The 15,495-nt window shown below is 70.7% G+C and carries 14 protein-coding genes and 1 pseudogene; 1 reads left to right on the forward strand and 14 read right to left on the reverse strand.

Annotated features, from left to right (window positions below; genetic code table 11):
• Position 1: 1 nt before the first annotated feature.
• From gmk to pyrR, 10 genes and pseudogenes are all read right to left on the reverse strand, one after another.
• Positions 2–592: pseudogene (gene gmk / locus AB0L75_RS16620) on the reverse strand (guanylate kinase); the annotation flags it as partial.
• Positions 593–631: 39 nt separating this feature from the next.
• The gene (locus tag AB0L75_RS16625; RefSeq protein WP_003977346.1) at positions 632–955 is read right to left on the reverse strand and encodes an integration host factor; all 324 of its coding nucleotides are present in this window, start codon (positions 953–955) and stop codon (positions 632–634) included.
• Between the two features lie 299 nt (positions 956–1,254).
• Positions 1,255–2,100, reverse strand: a complete 846-nt coding sequence (pyrF, locus tag AB0L75_RS16630; RefSeq protein ID WP_365181374.1) for an orotidine-5'-phosphate decarboxylase — start codon at positions 2,098–2,100, stop codon at positions 1,255–1,257.
• Positions 2,097–3,203: a quinone-dependent dihydroorotate dehydrogenase gene (locus AB0L75_RS16635; RefSeq protein ID WP_365181376.1), complete on the reverse strand. Its 1,107-nt coding sequence runs from the start codon at positions 3,201–3,203 to the stop codon at positions 2,097–2,099. Before AB0L75_RS16635 ends, pyrF begins: the two co-directional genes overlap by 4 nt.
• A gap of 68 nt (positions 3,204–3,271) precedes the next feature.
• Positions 3,272–6,589 (reverse strand): carbamoyl-phosphate synthase large subunit, encoded by a 3,318-nt coding sequence (gene carB / locus AB0L75_RS16640; protein WP_365181378.1) that lies wholly within the window; start codon positions 6,587–6,589, stop codon positions 3,272–3,274.
• A complete protein-coding gene (carA, locus tag AB0L75_RS16645; protein WP_365181380.1) occupies positions 6,582–7,724 on the reverse strand; it encodes a glutamine-hydrolyzing carbamoyl-phosphate synthase small subunit in 1,143 nt (380 codons plus the stop codon). The genes carB and carA overlap by 8 nt, the downstream gene beginning before the upstream one ends.
• Complete coding sequence (locus tag AB0L75_RS16650) at positions 7,721–8,281, reverse strand: hypothetical protein (protein ID WP_365181382.1); 561 nt, start codon at positions 8,279–8,281, stop codon at positions 7,721–7,723. Before AB0L75_RS16650 ends, carA begins: the two co-directional genes overlap by 4 nt.
• Positions 8,278–9,564 carry a dihydroorotase gene (locus AB0L75_RS16655; RefSeq protein WP_365181384.1) on the reverse strand — a complete coding sequence of 429 codons (1,287 nt, stop codon included), beginning with the start codon at positions 9,562–9,564 and terminating at the stop codon, positions 8,278–8,280. The genes AB0L75_RS16650 and AB0L75_RS16655 overlap by 4 nt, the downstream gene beginning before the upstream one ends.
• A 5-nt stretch (positions 9,565–9,569) precedes the next feature.
• The gene (locus tag AB0L75_RS16660; RefSeq protein ID WP_365181386.1) at positions 9,570–10,550 is read right to left on the reverse strand and encodes an aspartate carbamoyltransferase catalytic subunit; all 981 of its coding nucleotides are present in this window, start codon (positions 10,548–10,550) and stop codon (positions 9,570–9,572) included.
• Between the two features lie 92 nt (positions 10,551–10,642).
• A complete protein-coding gene (gene pyrR, locus AB0L75_RS16665; RefSeq protein WP_365181388.1) occupies positions 10,643–11,224 on the reverse strand; it encodes a bifunctional pyr operon transcriptional regulator/uracil phosphoribosyltransferase PyrR in 582 nt (193 codons plus the stop codon).
• A gap of 253 nt (positions 11,225–11,477) precedes the next feature.
• Between pyrR and bldD the strand changes: the two genes are divergently transcribed.
• Positions 11,478–11,981, forward strand: coding sequence for a transcriptional regulator BldD (gene bldD, locus AB0L75_RS16670; protein ID WP_014671524.1), 504 nt, complete (start codon positions 11,478–11,480; stop codon positions 11,979–11,981).
• A gap of 174 nt (positions 11,982–12,155) precedes the next feature.
• Here the strand turns inward: bldD and nusB are convergent, their stop codons facing one another.
• The 4 genes from nusB to AB0L75_RS16690 form a co-directional block, all read right to left on the reverse strand.
• The gene (gene nusB / locus AB0L75_RS16675) at positions 12,156–12,590 is read right to left on the reverse strand and encodes a transcription antitermination factor NusB (RefSeq protein WP_365181390.1); all 435 of its coding nucleotides are present in this window, start codon (positions 12,588–12,590) and stop codon (positions 12,156–12,158) included.
• Between the two features lie 2 nt (positions 12,591–12,592).
• Positions 12,593–13,159 (reverse strand): elongation factor P, encoded by a 567-nt coding sequence (gene efp / locus AB0L75_RS16680; RefSeq protein WP_365181391.1) that lies wholly within the window; start codon positions 13,157–13,159, stop codon positions 12,593–12,595.
• 44 nt (positions 13,160–13,203) lie between these two features.
• Positions 13,204–14,325, reverse strand: a complete 1,122-nt coding sequence (locus tag AB0L75_RS16685; RefSeq protein ID WP_365181392.1) for an aminopeptidase P family protein — start codon at positions 14,323–14,325, stop codon at positions 13,204–13,206.
• A 113-nt stretch (positions 14,326–14,438) separates the two neighbouring features.
• On the reverse strand, positions 14,439–15,353 hold the full coding sequence (locus tag AB0L75_RS16690; RefSeq protein ID WP_365181394.1) for a Pro-rich N-terminal domain-containing protein: 915 nt from the start codon (positions 15,351–15,353) through the stop codon (positions 14,439–14,441).
• Positions 15,354–15,495: the final 142 nt, after the last annotated feature.

Here is a 15,495-nt window from a genome sequence, read left to right on the forward strand (position 1 = left end):
ATCACACAACGTCCATCAAGGCTAGCAGCTCACGCGCCACGTCCTCGACGGAGGTGTTGACCAAGGTCGTATCGAACTCCGGCTCGGCCGCCAGCTCGGTCCTGGCCGCCTCCAGGCGGCGCTCGATGACCTCGGGCGGCTCGGTGCCCCGGCCGGTCAGTCTGCGCACCAGCTCCTCCCAGGAGGGCGGAGCCAGGAACACCAGCTGGGCCTCGGCCATCGACTCCCGCACCTGCCGGGCGCCCTGGAGGTCGATCTCCAGCAGGACGGGCTCGCCCTTCTCCAGCCGCTCCAGCACGGCCGCGCGGGGCGTGCCGTAGCGGTTGCCGGCGAACTCGGCCCATTCCAGCAGTTCGCCGTTGGCGATCAGCTTGTCCATCTCCTCGTCGGTGACGAAGAAGTAGTGGACTCCGTGCTGCTCGCCGGGGCGCGGCTTGCGGGTGGTGGCCGACACCGAGAGCCAGACCTCGGGGTGTTCCTTGCGCATATGGGCGACGACCGTGCTCTTGCCGACCCCCGAGGGGCCGGAGAGCACGGTCAGCCGCGGACGTTCACTCATGCAGCGATTATTCCAGCAATCCCGGAGTGCCCGGGACTCCCGGTCCGACTCCCCGCGGCCGGGGAGGCGGACTCAGGAGCCGGTGCTGCCGAACTCACGCTCCAGGGAAGCGATCTGGTTGGAACCGAGACCGCGCACACGGCGGCTCTCGGAGATGCCCAGACGCTCCATGATCTGCTTGGCGCGGACCTTGCCCACGCCGGGCAGCGACTCGAGCAGCGCGGAGACCTTCATCTTGCCGATGACGTCGTTCTCCTGACCCTGCTTGATGACCTCGTGCAGGGAGGCGCCGGAGTGCTTGAGTCGATTCTTGACCTCGGCCCGCTCCCGGCGAGCCGCGGCGGCCTTTTCGAGCGCGGCTGCGCGCTGTTCGGGGGTAAGGGGCGGAAGAGCCACGCCTACGTCACCTCGGATGTCGAACTGTCGGATACGGACCGGTGAGGAACCTAGTCGCCCCACACCTGGGGAGCTACGAGCAACACGCTGCCCGTTCTCCCCCACTGCCTTAACGGCGTGGGAGGTGCCCCCACTGCTCGGAGACTAGCGGTCAAGTCCGCCAGAGTCAGCGAGAACAGCGGAAAAGTCCTGGTCAGCCTCTGCCAGGCCGGGCATTTCAGACATATTGCCCCCGATTTGAGGATGTATTCACACTCAAGTCGCCGAGCCGCCGCTCACCGGGCCACCCCTCGGAGGTCTCAGGCACCCGCGACGGCGGCCTGGATCTCCTCCGCGAAGCGCTCGGCGGACGCGCGCAGCGCCCCGGCGTCGGGACCGTGCCGCAGCACACCCCGGCTGACGTTCGGAACAACGTTGCGCAGCGCCGCTCCGAACACCTTCGGAAGGTCCGCCGCGGTCGCGCCCTGCGCACCGACGCCGGGCGCGAGGAGCGGTCCGTTGATGGCGAGGTCGTAGGACGACAGGTCGCCGACCGTGGCGCCGACGACGGCGCCGAAGGAGCCCAGCGGCTCCTCCCCCGCGTTCTCGGCGGCCAGGTGCGCCAGCATGGTCGCGCCCACGGTCCGTCCGTCGGCCCGGACCGCGTGCTGGACCTCGGGCCCTTCCGGGTTGGAGGTCAGCGCCAGCACGAACAGGCCGGTGCCGCTCTCCCGGGCGAGCGCGACGGCCGGGCTGAGCGAGCCGTAGCCGAGGTACGGCGAGACGGTCAGGGCGTCGGAGAACAGCGGGGAGTCCTGGTGCAGGTAGGCCTCGGCGTACCCGGCCATGGTCGAGCCGATGTCGCCGCGCTTGGCGTCCATCACGACCAGGGTGCCGGCCGCGCGCGCCTCCTGGACGATCTTCTCCAGGACGGCGATGCCGCGGGAGCCGAAGCGCTCGAAGAAGGCGCTCTGCGGCTTCATCACGGCGACCCGGTCGGCCACCGCCTCCACGACCGTGCGGCCGAACCGCTCCAGACCGGCCACGTCGTCGTTCAGACCCCACTCGGTGAGCAGGGAGGCGTGCGGGTCGATGCCGACGCACAGCGGGCCGCGCTCGTCCATGGCACGGCGCAGCCGGGCGCCGAAGGGCTCGTAAGACGTCATGCGGACTTCCTCACGTCGGCGCCGACCGCGTCGGCGAGGGTGGCGTACGGGCTGGTGCGCAGGCGGGCGGCGAGGCCCTTGTGGATCGCGCGGCACCAGAAGGGGCCCTCGTAGATGAAGGCGCTGTACCCCTGGACCAGCGTGGCGCCGGCCAGGATGCGCTGCCAGGCGTCCTCGGCGCTCTCGACGCCGCCGACGCCCACGAGGGTGATCCGGTCGCCCACGCGCGCGTACAGACGGCGCAGGACCTCCAGGGAGCGCGCCTTGAGCGGGGCGCCGGACAGGCCGCCGGCCTCCTTCACCAGGGAGGGTGCGGAGGTCAGACCGAGTCCCTCGCGCGCGATGGTGGTGTTGGTCGCGATGATGCCGTCCAGGCCCAGCTCCACGGCGAGGTCGGCGACGGCGTCGACGTCCTCGTCGGCGAGGTCCGGGGCGATCTTCACGAGCAGCGGGACGCGCCGGTTCGCGACCGTGCGGTCGGCGGCCTCGCGGACGGCGGTCAGCAGCGGGCGCAGCGCCTCGGTGGCCTGGAGATTGCGCAGGCCGGGCGTGTTCGGCGAGGAGACGTTGACGACCAGGTAGTCGGCGTACGGCGCGAGGCGCTCGGCCGACTTCACGTAGTCGACGACGGCCTCCGGCTCCGGGACGACCTTCGTCTTGCCGATGTTGACGCCCACGACCGTCTTGAAGACCGGCCGGCGCGAGGCCAGGCGGGCCGCCACTGTGAGCGAGCCGTCGTTGTTGAAGCCCATGCGGTTGATCAGCGCGCGGTCCGGGACGAGGCGGAACAGCCGCTTCTTGGGGTTGCCGGGCTGCGGCTCGCCGGTGACCGTGCCGATCTCGACATGGTCGAAGCCCAGCATCGACATCCCGTCGATCGCGACGGCGTTCTTGTCGAAGCCGGCGGCGAGCCCGAAGGGGCCGTGCATGCGCAGCCCGAAGGCCTCCGTGCGCAGTTCCTTGTAGCGCGGCGCGAGGGCGGCCGCGACGAAGGTGCGCAGCACGGGGATGCGGACGGCGAGGCGGATCCAGCGGAAGGCCAGGTAGTGGGCCTGCTCCGGGTCCATCCGTGTGAAGACCAGACGGAAGAAAAGCTTGTACATCTCAGGTGTGTCCTCGGTGTGTCCTCATACAGAGGGGGACACCGTTTCCGGTGTCCCCCTCAGGGCTGCTAGTCGCGGGCCGCGGTCAGGTGTTCCGCGTGTTCCTGGAGCGAACGGACGCCCACGTCACCGTGGTTGAGGGCGTCGATGCCCTGGACCGCGGCGGCGAGCGCCTGGACCGTGGTCAGGCACGGCACGGAGCGGGCCACCGCGGCCGTACGGATGTCGTAGCCGTCGAGGCGGCCGCCGGTGCCGTACGGCGTGTTGACGATGAGGTCGACCTCGCCGTCGTGGATGAGCTGGACGATGGTCCGCTCGCCGTTCGGGCCGGTGCCCTCGGACTGCTTGCGCACGACGAGCGCGTTGATGCCGTTGCGCTTGAGGACCTCGGCGGTGCCGGAGGTGGCGAGCAGCTCGAAGCCGTGCGCGACCAGCTCACGTGCCGGGAAGATCATCGAGCGCTTGTCGCGGTTGGCGACCGAGATGAACGCGCGTCCCTTGGTGGGCAGCGGGCCGTAGGCACCCGCCTGCGACTTGGCGTACGCCGTGCCGAAGACGGAGTCGATGCCCATGACCTCGCCGGTGGAGCGCATCTCCGGGCCGAGGATCGTGTCGACGCCGCGGCCCTGGATGTCGCGGAAGCGCGTCCACGGCATGACGGCCTCCTTGACGGAGATCGGCGCGTCCAGCGGCAGCTCGCCGCCGTCGCCGTCCTTCGGCAGCAGGCCCTCGGCGCGCAGCTCGGCGATGGTCGCACCCAGCGAGATCCGCGCGGCGGCCTTCGCGAGCGGCACCGCGGTCGCCTTCGAGGTGAAGGGGACCGTACGGGAGGCGCGCGGGTTGGCCTCCAGGACGTAGAGGATGTCGCCGGCCATCGCGAACTGGATGTTGATCAGGCCGCGCACGCCGACGCCCTTGGCGATGGCCTCGGTCGAGGCGCGCAGGCGCTTGATGTCGAAGCCGCCGAGGGTGATCGGGGGCAGGGCGCACGCCGAGTCGCCGGAGTGGATGCCGGCCTCCTCGATGTGCTCCATCACGCCGCCGAGGTACAGCTCCTCGCCGTCGTAGAGCGCGTCGACGTCGATCTCGATCGCGTCGTCCAGGAAGCGGTCGACGAGGACCGGCCTGGAGGGGCTGATCTCGGTCGACTCGGCGATGTAGGCGGCGAGGCGGGTCTCGTCGTAGACGATCTCCATGCCGCGCCCGCCGAGGACGTACGACGGCCGGACCAGGACCGGGTAGCCGATCTCGTCGGCGATGGCCTTGGCCTCGTCGAAGGTGGTGGCCGTGCCGTGCTTCGGGGCCGGCAGGCCCGCCTCGGCGAGGACGCGCCCGAAGGCGCCCCGGTCCTCGGCGGCGTGGATGGCCTCGGGGGACGTGCCGACGATCGGCACGCCGTTGTCCTTCAGGGCCTGGGACAGGCCGAGCGGGGTCTGGCCGCCCAGCTGCACGATGACGCCCGCGACCGGCCCGGCCTGCCGCTCGGCGTGGACGATCTCCAGCACGTCCTCCAGCGTGAGCGGCTCGAAGTAGAGCCGGTCGGAGGTGTCGTAGTCGGTGGAGACGGTCTCCGGGTTGCAGTTGACCATCACGGTCTCGTAGCCCGCGTCGCTCAGTGCGAAGGAGGCGTGGACACAGGAGTAGTCGAACTCGATGCCCTGGCCGATGCGGTTGGGGCCGGAGCCCAGGATGATGACGGCCGGCTTCTCGCGGGTCGCGACCTCGTTCTCCTCGTCGTAGGACGAGTAGAAGTACGGCGTCCGCGCGGCGAACTCGGCGGCGCAGGTGTCGACCGTCTTGAAGACCGGGCGGATGCCGAGGGCGTGCCGGACCTCGCGGACGACGTCCTCGCGCAGGCCGCGGATCTCACCGATCTGCTGGTCGGAGAAGCCGTGCCGCTTGGCCTCGGCGAGCAGCTCGCGGGTCAGCTCCGGCGCCTCGGCCAGCTCGTCCGCGATCTCCTTGATCAGGAACAGCTGGTCCACGAACCACGGGTCGATCTTCGTGTACTCGAAGACCTCCTCGGGCGTGGCGCCCGCGCGGATGGCCTGCATGACCGTGTTGATCCGGCCGTCGGTGGGCCGTACGGCCTCACGCAGCAGGGCGTCCTTGTCTCCGGCGGAGCCCGTCTCGCCGATGAAGGTGAACTGGCTGCCCTTCTTCTCCAGCGAGCGCAGCGCCTTCTGGAAGGCCTCGGTGAAGTTACGGCCGATGGCCATGGCCTCGCCGACCGACTTCATGGTGGTGGTCAGCGTGGAGTCGGCCTGCGGGAACTTCTCGAAGGCGAACCGCGGGGCCTTGACGACCACGTAGTCGAGGGTGGGCTCGAAGGAGGCCGGGGTCTCCTGCGTGATGTCGTTCGGGATCTCGTCCAGGGTGTAGCCGACGGCCAGCTTGGCGGCGATCTTGGCGATCGGGAAGCCGGTCGCCTTGGAGGCGAGCGCCGAGGACCGCGACACGCGCGGGTTCATCTCGATGACGATCACACGACCGTCCTCGGGGTTCACCGCGAACTGGATGTTGCAGCCGCCGGTGTCGACGCCGACCTCGCGGATGACGGCGATGCCGATGTCCCGCAGGATCTGGTACTCGCGGTCGGTCAGGGTCATCGCGGGCGCGACGGTGATCGAGTCACCGGTGTGCACGCCCATCGGGTCGAAATTCTCGATGGAGCAGACGACCACGACGTTGTCGTGCTTGTCGCGCATCAGCTCCAGCTCGTACTCCTTCCAGCCGAGGATGGACTCCTCCAGGAGCACCTCGGTGGTCGGGGAGAGCGTGAGGCCCTGGCCGGCGATGCGGCGCAGCTCCTCCTCGTCGTGCGCGAAGCCGGAGCCGGCGCCGCCCATGGTGAAGGAGGGGCGGACGACGACGGGGTAGCCGCCGAGCGTGTCGACGCCCGCGAGGACCTCGTCCATGGTGTGGCAGATGACCGAGCGGGCGGACTCACCGTGGCCGATCTTGGCGTTGACGGCCTCGACGACGCCCTTGAAGAGGTCGCGGTCCTCGCCCTTGTGGATCGCCTCCGGCTTGGCGCCGATCAGCTCGACGCCGTACTTCTCCAGGACACCGTTCTCGTGCAGCGAGATCGCGGTGTTCAGGGCCGTCTGGCCGCCCAGGGTGGGCAGCAGGGCGTCGGGGCGCTCCTTGGCGATGATCTTCTCGACGAACTCGGGGGTGATCGGCTCCACGTAGGTGGCGTCGGCGATCTCCGGGTCGGTCATGATCGTCGCCGGGTTGGAGTTGACGAGGACCACGCGCAGGCCCTCGGCCCGCAGGATGCGGCACGCCTGGGTGCCGGAGTAGTCGAACTCGGCGGCCTGACCGATGACGATCGGGCCGGAGCCGATGACCAGGACGGACTGGATATCGGTGCGCTTAGGCACGCTGGCCCTCCATCAGGGAGACGAAGCGGTCGAACAGGTAGGCGGCGTCGTGCGGGCCCGCTGCCGCTTCGGGGTGGTACTGGACGGAGAAGGCCGGCTGGTCGAGCAGCTGCAGCCCCTCCACGACGTTGTCGTTCAGGCAGACGTGCGAGACCTCGGCGCGGCCGAACTTGGTCTCGCTGACCTGGTCGAGCGGCGCGTCCACGGCGAAGCCGTGGTTGTGCGCGGTGACCTCGACCTTGCCGGTCGTACGGTCCTGGACCGGCTGGTTGATGCCCCGGTGGCCGTACTTCAGCTTGTAGGTGCCGAAGCCGAGGGCGCGGCCGAGGATCTGGTTGCCGAAGCAGATGCCGAACAGGGGCGTCCTGCGCTCCAGCACGGCGGTCATGAGGGCGACCGGGCCGTCGGCCGTGGCCGGGTCACCGGGGCCGTTGGAGAAGAAGACCCCGTCCGGGTTGACGGCGTAGATCTCCTCGGCGGTGGCCGTCGCGGGCAGGACGTGCACCTCGATGCCGCGCTCGGCCATGCGGTGCGGGGTCATGCCCTTGATGCCGAGGTCGACGGCGGCGACGGTGAAGCGCTTCTCGCCGATCGCGGGGACGATGTACGCCTCCTTGGTCGCGACCTCCTCGTACAGGCTCAGGCCCTTCATGCGGGGCTGGGCCTGCACGCGCTCCAGCAGCTCGCTCTCGGCGGCGATCGCCTCGCCGGAGAAGACGCCGGCGCGCATCGAACCGCGCTCGCGCAGATGGCGGGTCAGGGCGCGGGTGTCGATCCCGGAGATGCCGACGACGCCCTGTGCGACCAGCTCGTCGTCCAGGGAGCGCTTGGCGCGCCAGTTGGACGGCACGCGCGCGGGGTCACGCACGACGTAGCCGGAGACCCAGATGCGGCTCGACTCGTCGTCCTCGTCGTTCCAGCCGGTGTTGCCGATCTGCGGGGCGGTCGCGACGACGATCTGCCGGTCGTACGACGGGTCGGTCAGCGTTTCCTGGTAGCCGGTCATGCCGGTGGAGAACACGGCCTCGCCGAAGGTCTCCCCCACGGCCCCGTAGGCACGGCCGCGGAAGATGCGGCCGTCCTCCAGGACGAGTACGGCGGGAACCTTCGCGGTTCCCCTGGTGGAGGTCGTCATCGTGCGCCTTCCGTGTCGTTGATCATGTGGTTCAGGGTGTCGACCCACTCGGCGTGCTCGGCCGCGTGGTCGGAGCGGAAGCCGGAGTCGATCAGCTTGTCGCCGAGCGCCCAGGTCACCACCAGCAGTCCGCCCTCGGTGAGGACCTTGCCGGCGATGCCCTTGTCCAGCCGGGCCCCGCGCAGCGCGGCGGTGGGAACGAAGAAGTCGGTGGCTCCGGGGCGTTCGACCTCCAGACCTTGCTCCGTCAGGGTCAGCTCGGCCCGGCTGCGGGTGCCCAGGCCGTGGGCCACGACCCGGTCCAGCCACTGCCCTGCCGTGGTGGAGCCGTGGTAGCGGCCGCTCAGCTCAAGTCTGGCCGGGCTGGTCTCCTCCGGCGCGCTGGGCGGCGCGGGCAGGTCGCTCTGGAGGGTGCCGCGCCACTTCCAGCCCTCGCGCATCAGCCAGTAGACGAGCGCGATGAACAGGACGAGTCCGACGAGCCAGCCGATACGGGCCGGCCAGTCGGTGACGGCGGCCGACTTCTTGGCCTCCGCGAGCAGGATTACAGGTGTCACGTGAGCTTCCCGTCGACGAGCGTGGCCTTGCCCCGCAGCCACGTGTGCGTCACACGGCCCGGCAGCTCACGCCCCTGGTAGGGCGTGTTGCGGCTGCGCGAGGCGAAGCCCGCGGGGTCCACCTGGCCACGGTATGCCGTGTCGACGAGGGTGAGGTTGGCGGGCTCACCGGCCGAGACGGGACGGCCGTGCCCGGTGGCCTGTCCGATCTGCGCGGGCTTGACGGACATGCGGTCGGCGACGCCGGCCCAGTCCAGCAGGCCCGTGTCGACCATGGTCTCCTGGACCACTGACAACGCGGTCTCCAGGCCCACCATCCCCATGGCGGCCGCGGCCCACTCGCAGTCCTTGTCCTCGTGCGGGTGCGGGGCGTGGTCGGTGGCGACGATGTCGATCGTGCCGTCGGCGAGCGCCTCGCGCAGGGCGTGCACGTCCCGCTCGGTGCGCAGCGGCGGGTTGACCTTGTAGACGGGGTTGTACGTGCGCACCAGCTCGTCGGTGAGGAGCAGGTGGTGCGGGGTGACCTCGGCGGTGACCGCGATGCCGCGGGACTTGGCCCAGCGGACGATCTCCACGGAGCCGGCGGTCGACAGGTGGCAGATGTGGACGCGGGAGCCGACGTGCTCGGCGAGCAGCACGTCCCGGGCGATGATCGACTCCTCGGCGACGGCCGGCCAGCCGCCCAGGCCCAGCTCGGCCGAGACGACACCCTCGTTCATCTGGGCGCCCTCGGTCAGCCGCGGCTCCTGGGCGTGCTGGGCGACGACGCCGCCGAAGGCCTTCACGTACTCCAGCGCGCGGCGCATGATCACCGCGTCGTCCACGCACTTGCCGTCGTCCGAGAAGACGGTGACGCCGGCTGCCGACTCGTGCATGGCGCCCAGCTCGGCGAGCTTCCTGCCCTCCAGGCCGACGGTGACGGCACCGATGGGCTGTACATCGCAGTAGCCGTGCTCCTGGCCGAGCCGGTAGACCTGCTCGACGACGCCGGCGGTGTCGGCGACGGGGAAGGTGTTGGCCATGGCGAAGACGGCGGTGTAGCCGCCGGACGCGGCCGCGCGGGTACCGGTCAGGACGGTCTCGGAGTCCTCGCGGCCCGGCTCACGCAGGTGGGTGTGCAGGTCGACCAGGCCCGGGAGCAGCACCTTGCCGCCGGCTTCGACGACCTCGGCGCCCTCGGCGGACAGGCCCGTGCCGACGGCCTCGATGACCTCACCGTCGATCAGCACGTCCTGCGGCTCGCCGCCCAGCACCTTCGCACCACGGATCAGGATCTTGCTCATGGGTGTTACTTCTCCTCGTTGGTGCGGGCGTGGGTGACGGCGGGTTCGTTGCCACCGAGCAGCAGGTACAGGACGGCCATCCGGATGGAGACTCCGTTGGCGACCTGCTCGACGACGGTGCAGCGGTCGGAGTCGGCGACCTCGGCGGTGATCTCCATGCCGCGGACCATCGGGCCGGGGTGCATCACGATGGCGTGCTCGGGCATCTTCGCCATGCGGTCGCCGTCGAGGCCGTAGCGCCGCGAGTACTCGCGCTCGGTCGGGAAGAAGGCGGCGTTCATCCGCTCGCGCTGGACCCGGAGCATCATCACCGCGTCGGACTTCGGCAGCACGCTGTCCAGGTCGTACGACACCTCGCACGGCCAGGTCCCGACGCCGACCGGCACCAGGGTGGGCGGGGCGACCAGGGTGACCTCGGCGCCGAGGGTGTGCAGCAGGTCGACGTTGGAGCGGGCGACCCGGCTGTGCAGGACGTCGCCGACGATCGTGATCCGCTTGCCGGACAGGTCCTGGCCGAGCCCGGCGTCCCGGCCGATCAGCCGGCGGCGCATGGTGAACGCGTCCAGCAGGGCCTGGGTGGGGTGCTGGTGGGTGCCGTCGCCGGCGTTGATGACGGCCGCGTCGATCCAGCCCGAGTTGGCGAGGCGGTAGGGGGCTCCGGAGGCGCCGTGCCGGATGACGACGGCGTCGACGCCCATGGCCTCCAGGGTCTGGGCGGTGTCCTTCAGGGACTCGCCCTTGGAGACGCTCGACCCCTTGGCGGTGAAGTTGATGACGTCGGCGGACAGGCGCTTCTCGGCGGCCTCGAAGGAGATCCGCGTGCGCGTCGAGTCCTCGAAGAAGAGGTTGACGATCGTCCGGCCGCGCAGGGTCGGCAGCTTCTTGATCGGCCGGTCGGCGACCCGGGCCATCTCCTCGGCGGTGTCGAGGATCAGGACGGCGTCGTCGCGGGTGAGGTCGGCGGCCGAGATGAGATGACGCTGCATCTGTCAGGCTCCGTAAGGCAGTTCAAAGGGGAGATGTCGGGCAAACTGGCGCATGTGCGGGCACGCCGAAGCGGCCTTGCGCGCCTGACTTGCTATTGCTCGGTCTGCTTCACACCGAGCAGCACGGTGTCGCGACCGTCCTCCTCGGCGAGCTGGACCTTGACCGTCTCCCGCAGCGACGTGGGGAGGTTCTTGCCGACGTAGTCGGCGCGGATGGGCAGTTCACGGTGGCCGCGGTCGACGAGGACCGCGAGCTGGACCGCGCGGGGGCGCCCGATGTCGCTCAGGGCGTCCAGGGCGGCGCGGATGGTGCGCCCGGAGAAGAGCACGTCGTCGACGAGGACGACCAGCTTGCCGTCGATGCCGTCACCGGGGATCTCGGTGCGGGCGAGCGCACGCGGCGGGTGCATGCGCAGGTCGTCGCGGTACATGGTGATGTCGAGCGAGCCGACCGGCACCTGGCGATCGGTGATCTGCGCCAGCTTGACGGCGAGCCGCTGGGCGAGGAAGACACCCCGGGTGGGGATGCCGAGCAGCACCACGTCGTCGGCGCCCTTGGCGCGCTCGACGATCTCGTGGGCGATACGGGTCAGCACCCGCGCGATGTCGGGGCCTTCCAGAACGGGCCGCGCATCGGATGCATACGGGGCCGCTTGCGAGTCGTGCTTGTCCATACGAAACGGACCTCCTTCTCCGCCTCACGGGACGGACTTTAAAGGACGTCGGATTTGCGCCATCCACCGTATCAGGTCGCGGGGAGCCCCCCGATCACCCCCTTGGCCCAATCGGCCGTCACTACCACGGAAGAGTCGGTGTGGACCATTCGGCTTGACGCACAAGAGTCACGCTGCGTAACCTCACAGTGAGTTACCAGCCGCGCGGCGGGAACACCCTCCGGCCGCGTCGACACAGTGTCCGGGGAGCTATATGTCCAGCGAATACGCCAAACAGCTCGGGGCCAAGCTCCGGGCCATCCGCACCCAGCAGGGCCTTTCCCTCCACGGTGTCGAGGAGAAGTCCCAGGGTCGCTGGAAGGCCGTGGTGGTGGGTTCGTACGAGCGCGGCGACCGTGCGGTGACCGTACAGCGGCTCGCCGAGCTGGCCGATTTCTATGGCGTTCCCGTGCAGGAGCTGCTGCCGGGCACCACGCCGGGCGGCGCCGCCGAGCCGCCGCCGAAGCTCGTCCTCGACCTTGAGCGGCTGGCCACCGTGCCGGCCGAGAAGGCGGGCCCCCTGCAGCGCTACGCGGCCACGATCCAGTCCCAGCGCGGTGACTACAACGGCAAGGTGCTCTCCATCCGCCAGGACGACCTGCGCACCCTCGCCGTCATCTACGACCAGTCCCCCTCGGTCCTCACCGAGCAGCTGATCAGCTGGGGTGTCCTGGACGCGGACGCCCGCCGTGCGGTGGCCACCCACGAAGAGGCCTGAGCCGCCCCACATCTGAGCAGAAACGTGCCGCCGGGGTGGCTGGAACCGCATGGGTTCCGGCCGCCCCGGCGGCTTTGCCGCATCTGTCCCGGGACGTCGGAGCACGACCGTCCAGGAACGCCGGAGGGCCCGCAGCACAGGCATGCTGCGGGCCCTCCGGCGTGTCGTGAGGCTCTACGCCTCGTCCCGGCGCAGGGACGGCTTGAGCTCCTTCAGACGGCCGAGCAGGCCGTTCACGAAGGACGGCGACTCGTCCGTGGAGAACTCCTTCGCCAGCTGCACCATCTCGTCCAGGACGACGGCGTCCGGGGTCTCGTCGACCCAGATCAGCTCGTACGCACCCAGCCGCAGGATGTTGCGGTCCACGACCGGCATCCGGTCGAGCGTCCAGCCGACCGCGTACTGGGCGAGCAGCTCGTCGATGCGCCGCGCGTGTTCGGCGTAGCCCTCGACCAGCTGCATCGTGTACTCGCTGACCGGGGGCTGCCGGGTGTCGGACCGGGACAGCCGGATCCAGTCCGCGAGGACCGTCAGGACGTCGGCGCCGCGCTGGTCGCCCTCGAAGAGGATCTGGAAGGCGCGCTTGCGGGCCGTGTTGCGGGCAGCCACGGTTAGCTGTTCACCCGGCCGAGGTAGTCGCTCGTGCGGGTGTCGACCTTGATCTTCTCGCCGGTGGTGATGAAGAGCGGGACCTGGATCTGGTGGCCGGTCTCCAGGGTGGCGGGCTTGGTGCCACCGGTGGAGCGGTCGCCCTGGACACCCGGCTCGGTCTCGGCGACGACCAGCTCGACGGCGGCCGGCAGCTCGACGAAGAGCACCTCGCCCTCGTGCTGGGCGACGACGGCCGTGAAGCCCTCGATCAGGAAGTTCGCGGCGTCGCCGACGGTCTTCCGATCGATGTGCAGCTGGTCGTACGTGTCCATGTCCATGAAGACGAAGTACTCGCCGTCCATGTACGAGAACTGCATGTCGCGCTTGTCGACAGTGGCGGTCTCGACCTTGACGCCGGCGTTGAAGGTCTTGTCGACCACCTTGCCGGACAGCACGTTCTTGAGCTTGGTGCGCACGAAAGCGGGGCCCTTGCCGGGCTTGACGTGCTGGAACTCGACGACGGACCAGAGCTGGCCGCCTTCGAGCTTGAGCACCAGGCCGTTCTTGAGGTCGTTCGTGGAAGCCACGGTTGCGGAATCTCCTGGACTGACTTACGACCCCGGATCACGCGCTACAGCGCGAGCAGCTCCTTGGTCGTGATGGTGAGTAGCTCGGGTCCGCCGTCCGCCTCGGGGCGCACGACGAGCGTGTCATCGATCCGGACACCGCCCCGGCCCGGGAGGTGGACCCCCGGTTCGACGGTGACCGGCACGCAAGCGTCCAGTTTACCCATGGCCGCGGGCGCCAGCTGCGGGTCCTCGTCGATTTCGAGTCCGACCCCGTGTCCGGTCAGCGGTGGCAGGGCCTCCGCATAGCCGGCGGAGTCCAGTACCTGGCGTGCCGCGCGGTCCACGTCGCGGAAGGCCGCACCGGGGGCCAGGGACTCGCGTCCGGCGCGCTGGGCTGCGAAGACCAGGTCGTACAGCTCGATCTGCCAGTCGGCGGGCGAGGTGCCGATGACGAAGGTCCGGCCGATCTCGCAGCGGTAGCCGCGGTAGGTCGCGCCCAGGCACACGGTGAGGAAGTCGCCCTCCTCCACCCGCCGGTCGGTGGGGCGGTGGCCACGGCGGCCGGAGTTCGGGCCGGTGGCCACGGATGTGGCGAAGGCCGGTCCGTCGGCGCCGTGGTCGACCAGGCGGCGCTCCAGCTCCAGCGCGAGGTGCCGTTCGGTGCGGCCGACCAGGATGGACTCCAGCAGTTCGCCGAGGGCCTGGTCGGCGATCTCGGCGCCGATGCGCAGACAGGAGATCTCCTCCTCGTCCTTGACCACCCTGAGCTGCTCGACGGCTCCCCCCAGGTCGCCGAGGCGGAGCCCGGGGGCGACGGAGGCGATGGCCCGGTGCCGGGTGACCGTGAGGTGGTGTTCCTCGACGGCCAGGGAGTCGGCGCTCTGGGCCACGGCCAGGTCCGCCGCCGCGACGGCGGCGTCCCCGACACCGGCGCCCGCGCCGTTCGCCGGGAGGACGTGCACGCGCAGGCCGTCGTCCGGCCGGCCTTCGTAGGGGCGGTCGTCGGGCGGGCCGACACAGACGAGGAGGTCCTCGTGTCTGCCGAGCAGCAGCGCGGAGCCCTGCGGGGCCGCGGCGGCGAGGTAGCGCACGTTGGCTGGGCGGGTGACGAGCGCTGCCGCGGTGCCGGCCGCGGTGACGTGGTCTCTCAGCCGGGATCGGCGGGTCGCGTACACCTCTGACATGAGATGATCGTAGGAGTTTTGTGGCGGTTTTGCCGGTTTGCGGGGGCCGAGTGGGGTCCGTGGGGGGCCGTTCGCTCGTCTGCCGGGTGCGAGTCGTGGTCGCTTGCCGCCGCTCACCAGCTCGGGGGGCTCGCTATGGCCCTGGCCAGGACCTCGTCCAGGACGCGGGCGGTGGCCGGGACGTCGAGTTGTGAGTTGTCGATGATCGGGAGGCCCGAGCCGTACCAGCCGGCCATGCGGCCGTGGATGCGGGCCACCTCCTCGTCGGTGAGGCGGCGGTTGCCGGTGCGCTCGGCGTTGCGCTCCAGGACGATGTCGAGGCCGGGGAGGAGGACGACCGGGAGGAGGCCCGGGCCGACGTGCCGCTTCCAGCCGCCGAGGCCGACCACGGGGCGGTCCGGGAAGACGGCATCGTCGAGGATGCAGGAGATGCCGTTGGCGAGGAAGTTGCGGGCGGCGAAGCCGCAGGTGCGGCGGGCCAGCCGGTACTGGGCCTCGGAGTTGTCGTTCCAGCCGGACTGGGGGTCGGCGAAGCCCGAGCGGACCCATTCGCGGACGTCGTCCAGGCTGATGTGCGCCGTGGGCACCCGGCGGTGGGCCGCCCAGTACTTGGCGACGCTGGTCTTGCCCGCGCCGGCCGGACCGATCAGCAGGACGGCCAGCGTGCTGGTCCCCGGGTCGGGGACCGCGGCAGCGGCCGGGGTTGCCGTCGGCACGCCGACGGGGCCGCCGGGAGGCAGCGGTACGTGACCCGTGGTATCGGGGGCCGGCGGGGTGGCGGCGGGCTGCGGCGCCGGGTGCTGCGCGGCCGGAGGCTGGACCGGAGGCCGGGGCGCGGGGGGTTGCGGGGGCGTGGGCGGGACGGTGCCGGCCGGCGCTGGGAAGCCCGGCGGCGGAGACACGGGGGCGGGCCCCCGGGAGGCTCCCGGGGGCGGGCCCGGGTGGTGTGCGGCCGACGCCCAGCCGGCGTGCGGCACCTGCCCCGGCTGGTGGGGCGGCGGCAGCGGAGACCCGACTGCGTGCTGCATCCGTGGCCACTCCGTCTCGTCATCTTCGGCTCGTTCGCCTCCGGGGCGCCGCGGTATCCGATGTGCGGCTACCGCCGTGCGGCGACGCCGACGCGCCCCTCCAGCTCACTCGCGGCAAGCGATTCGTGCTGGCAGCGGGGGT

It is taken from the genome of Streptomyces sp. NPDC052101, assembly GCF_040680235.1.
GTDB lineage: Bacteria > Actinomycetota > Actinomycetes > Streptomycetales > Streptomycetaceae > Streptomyces.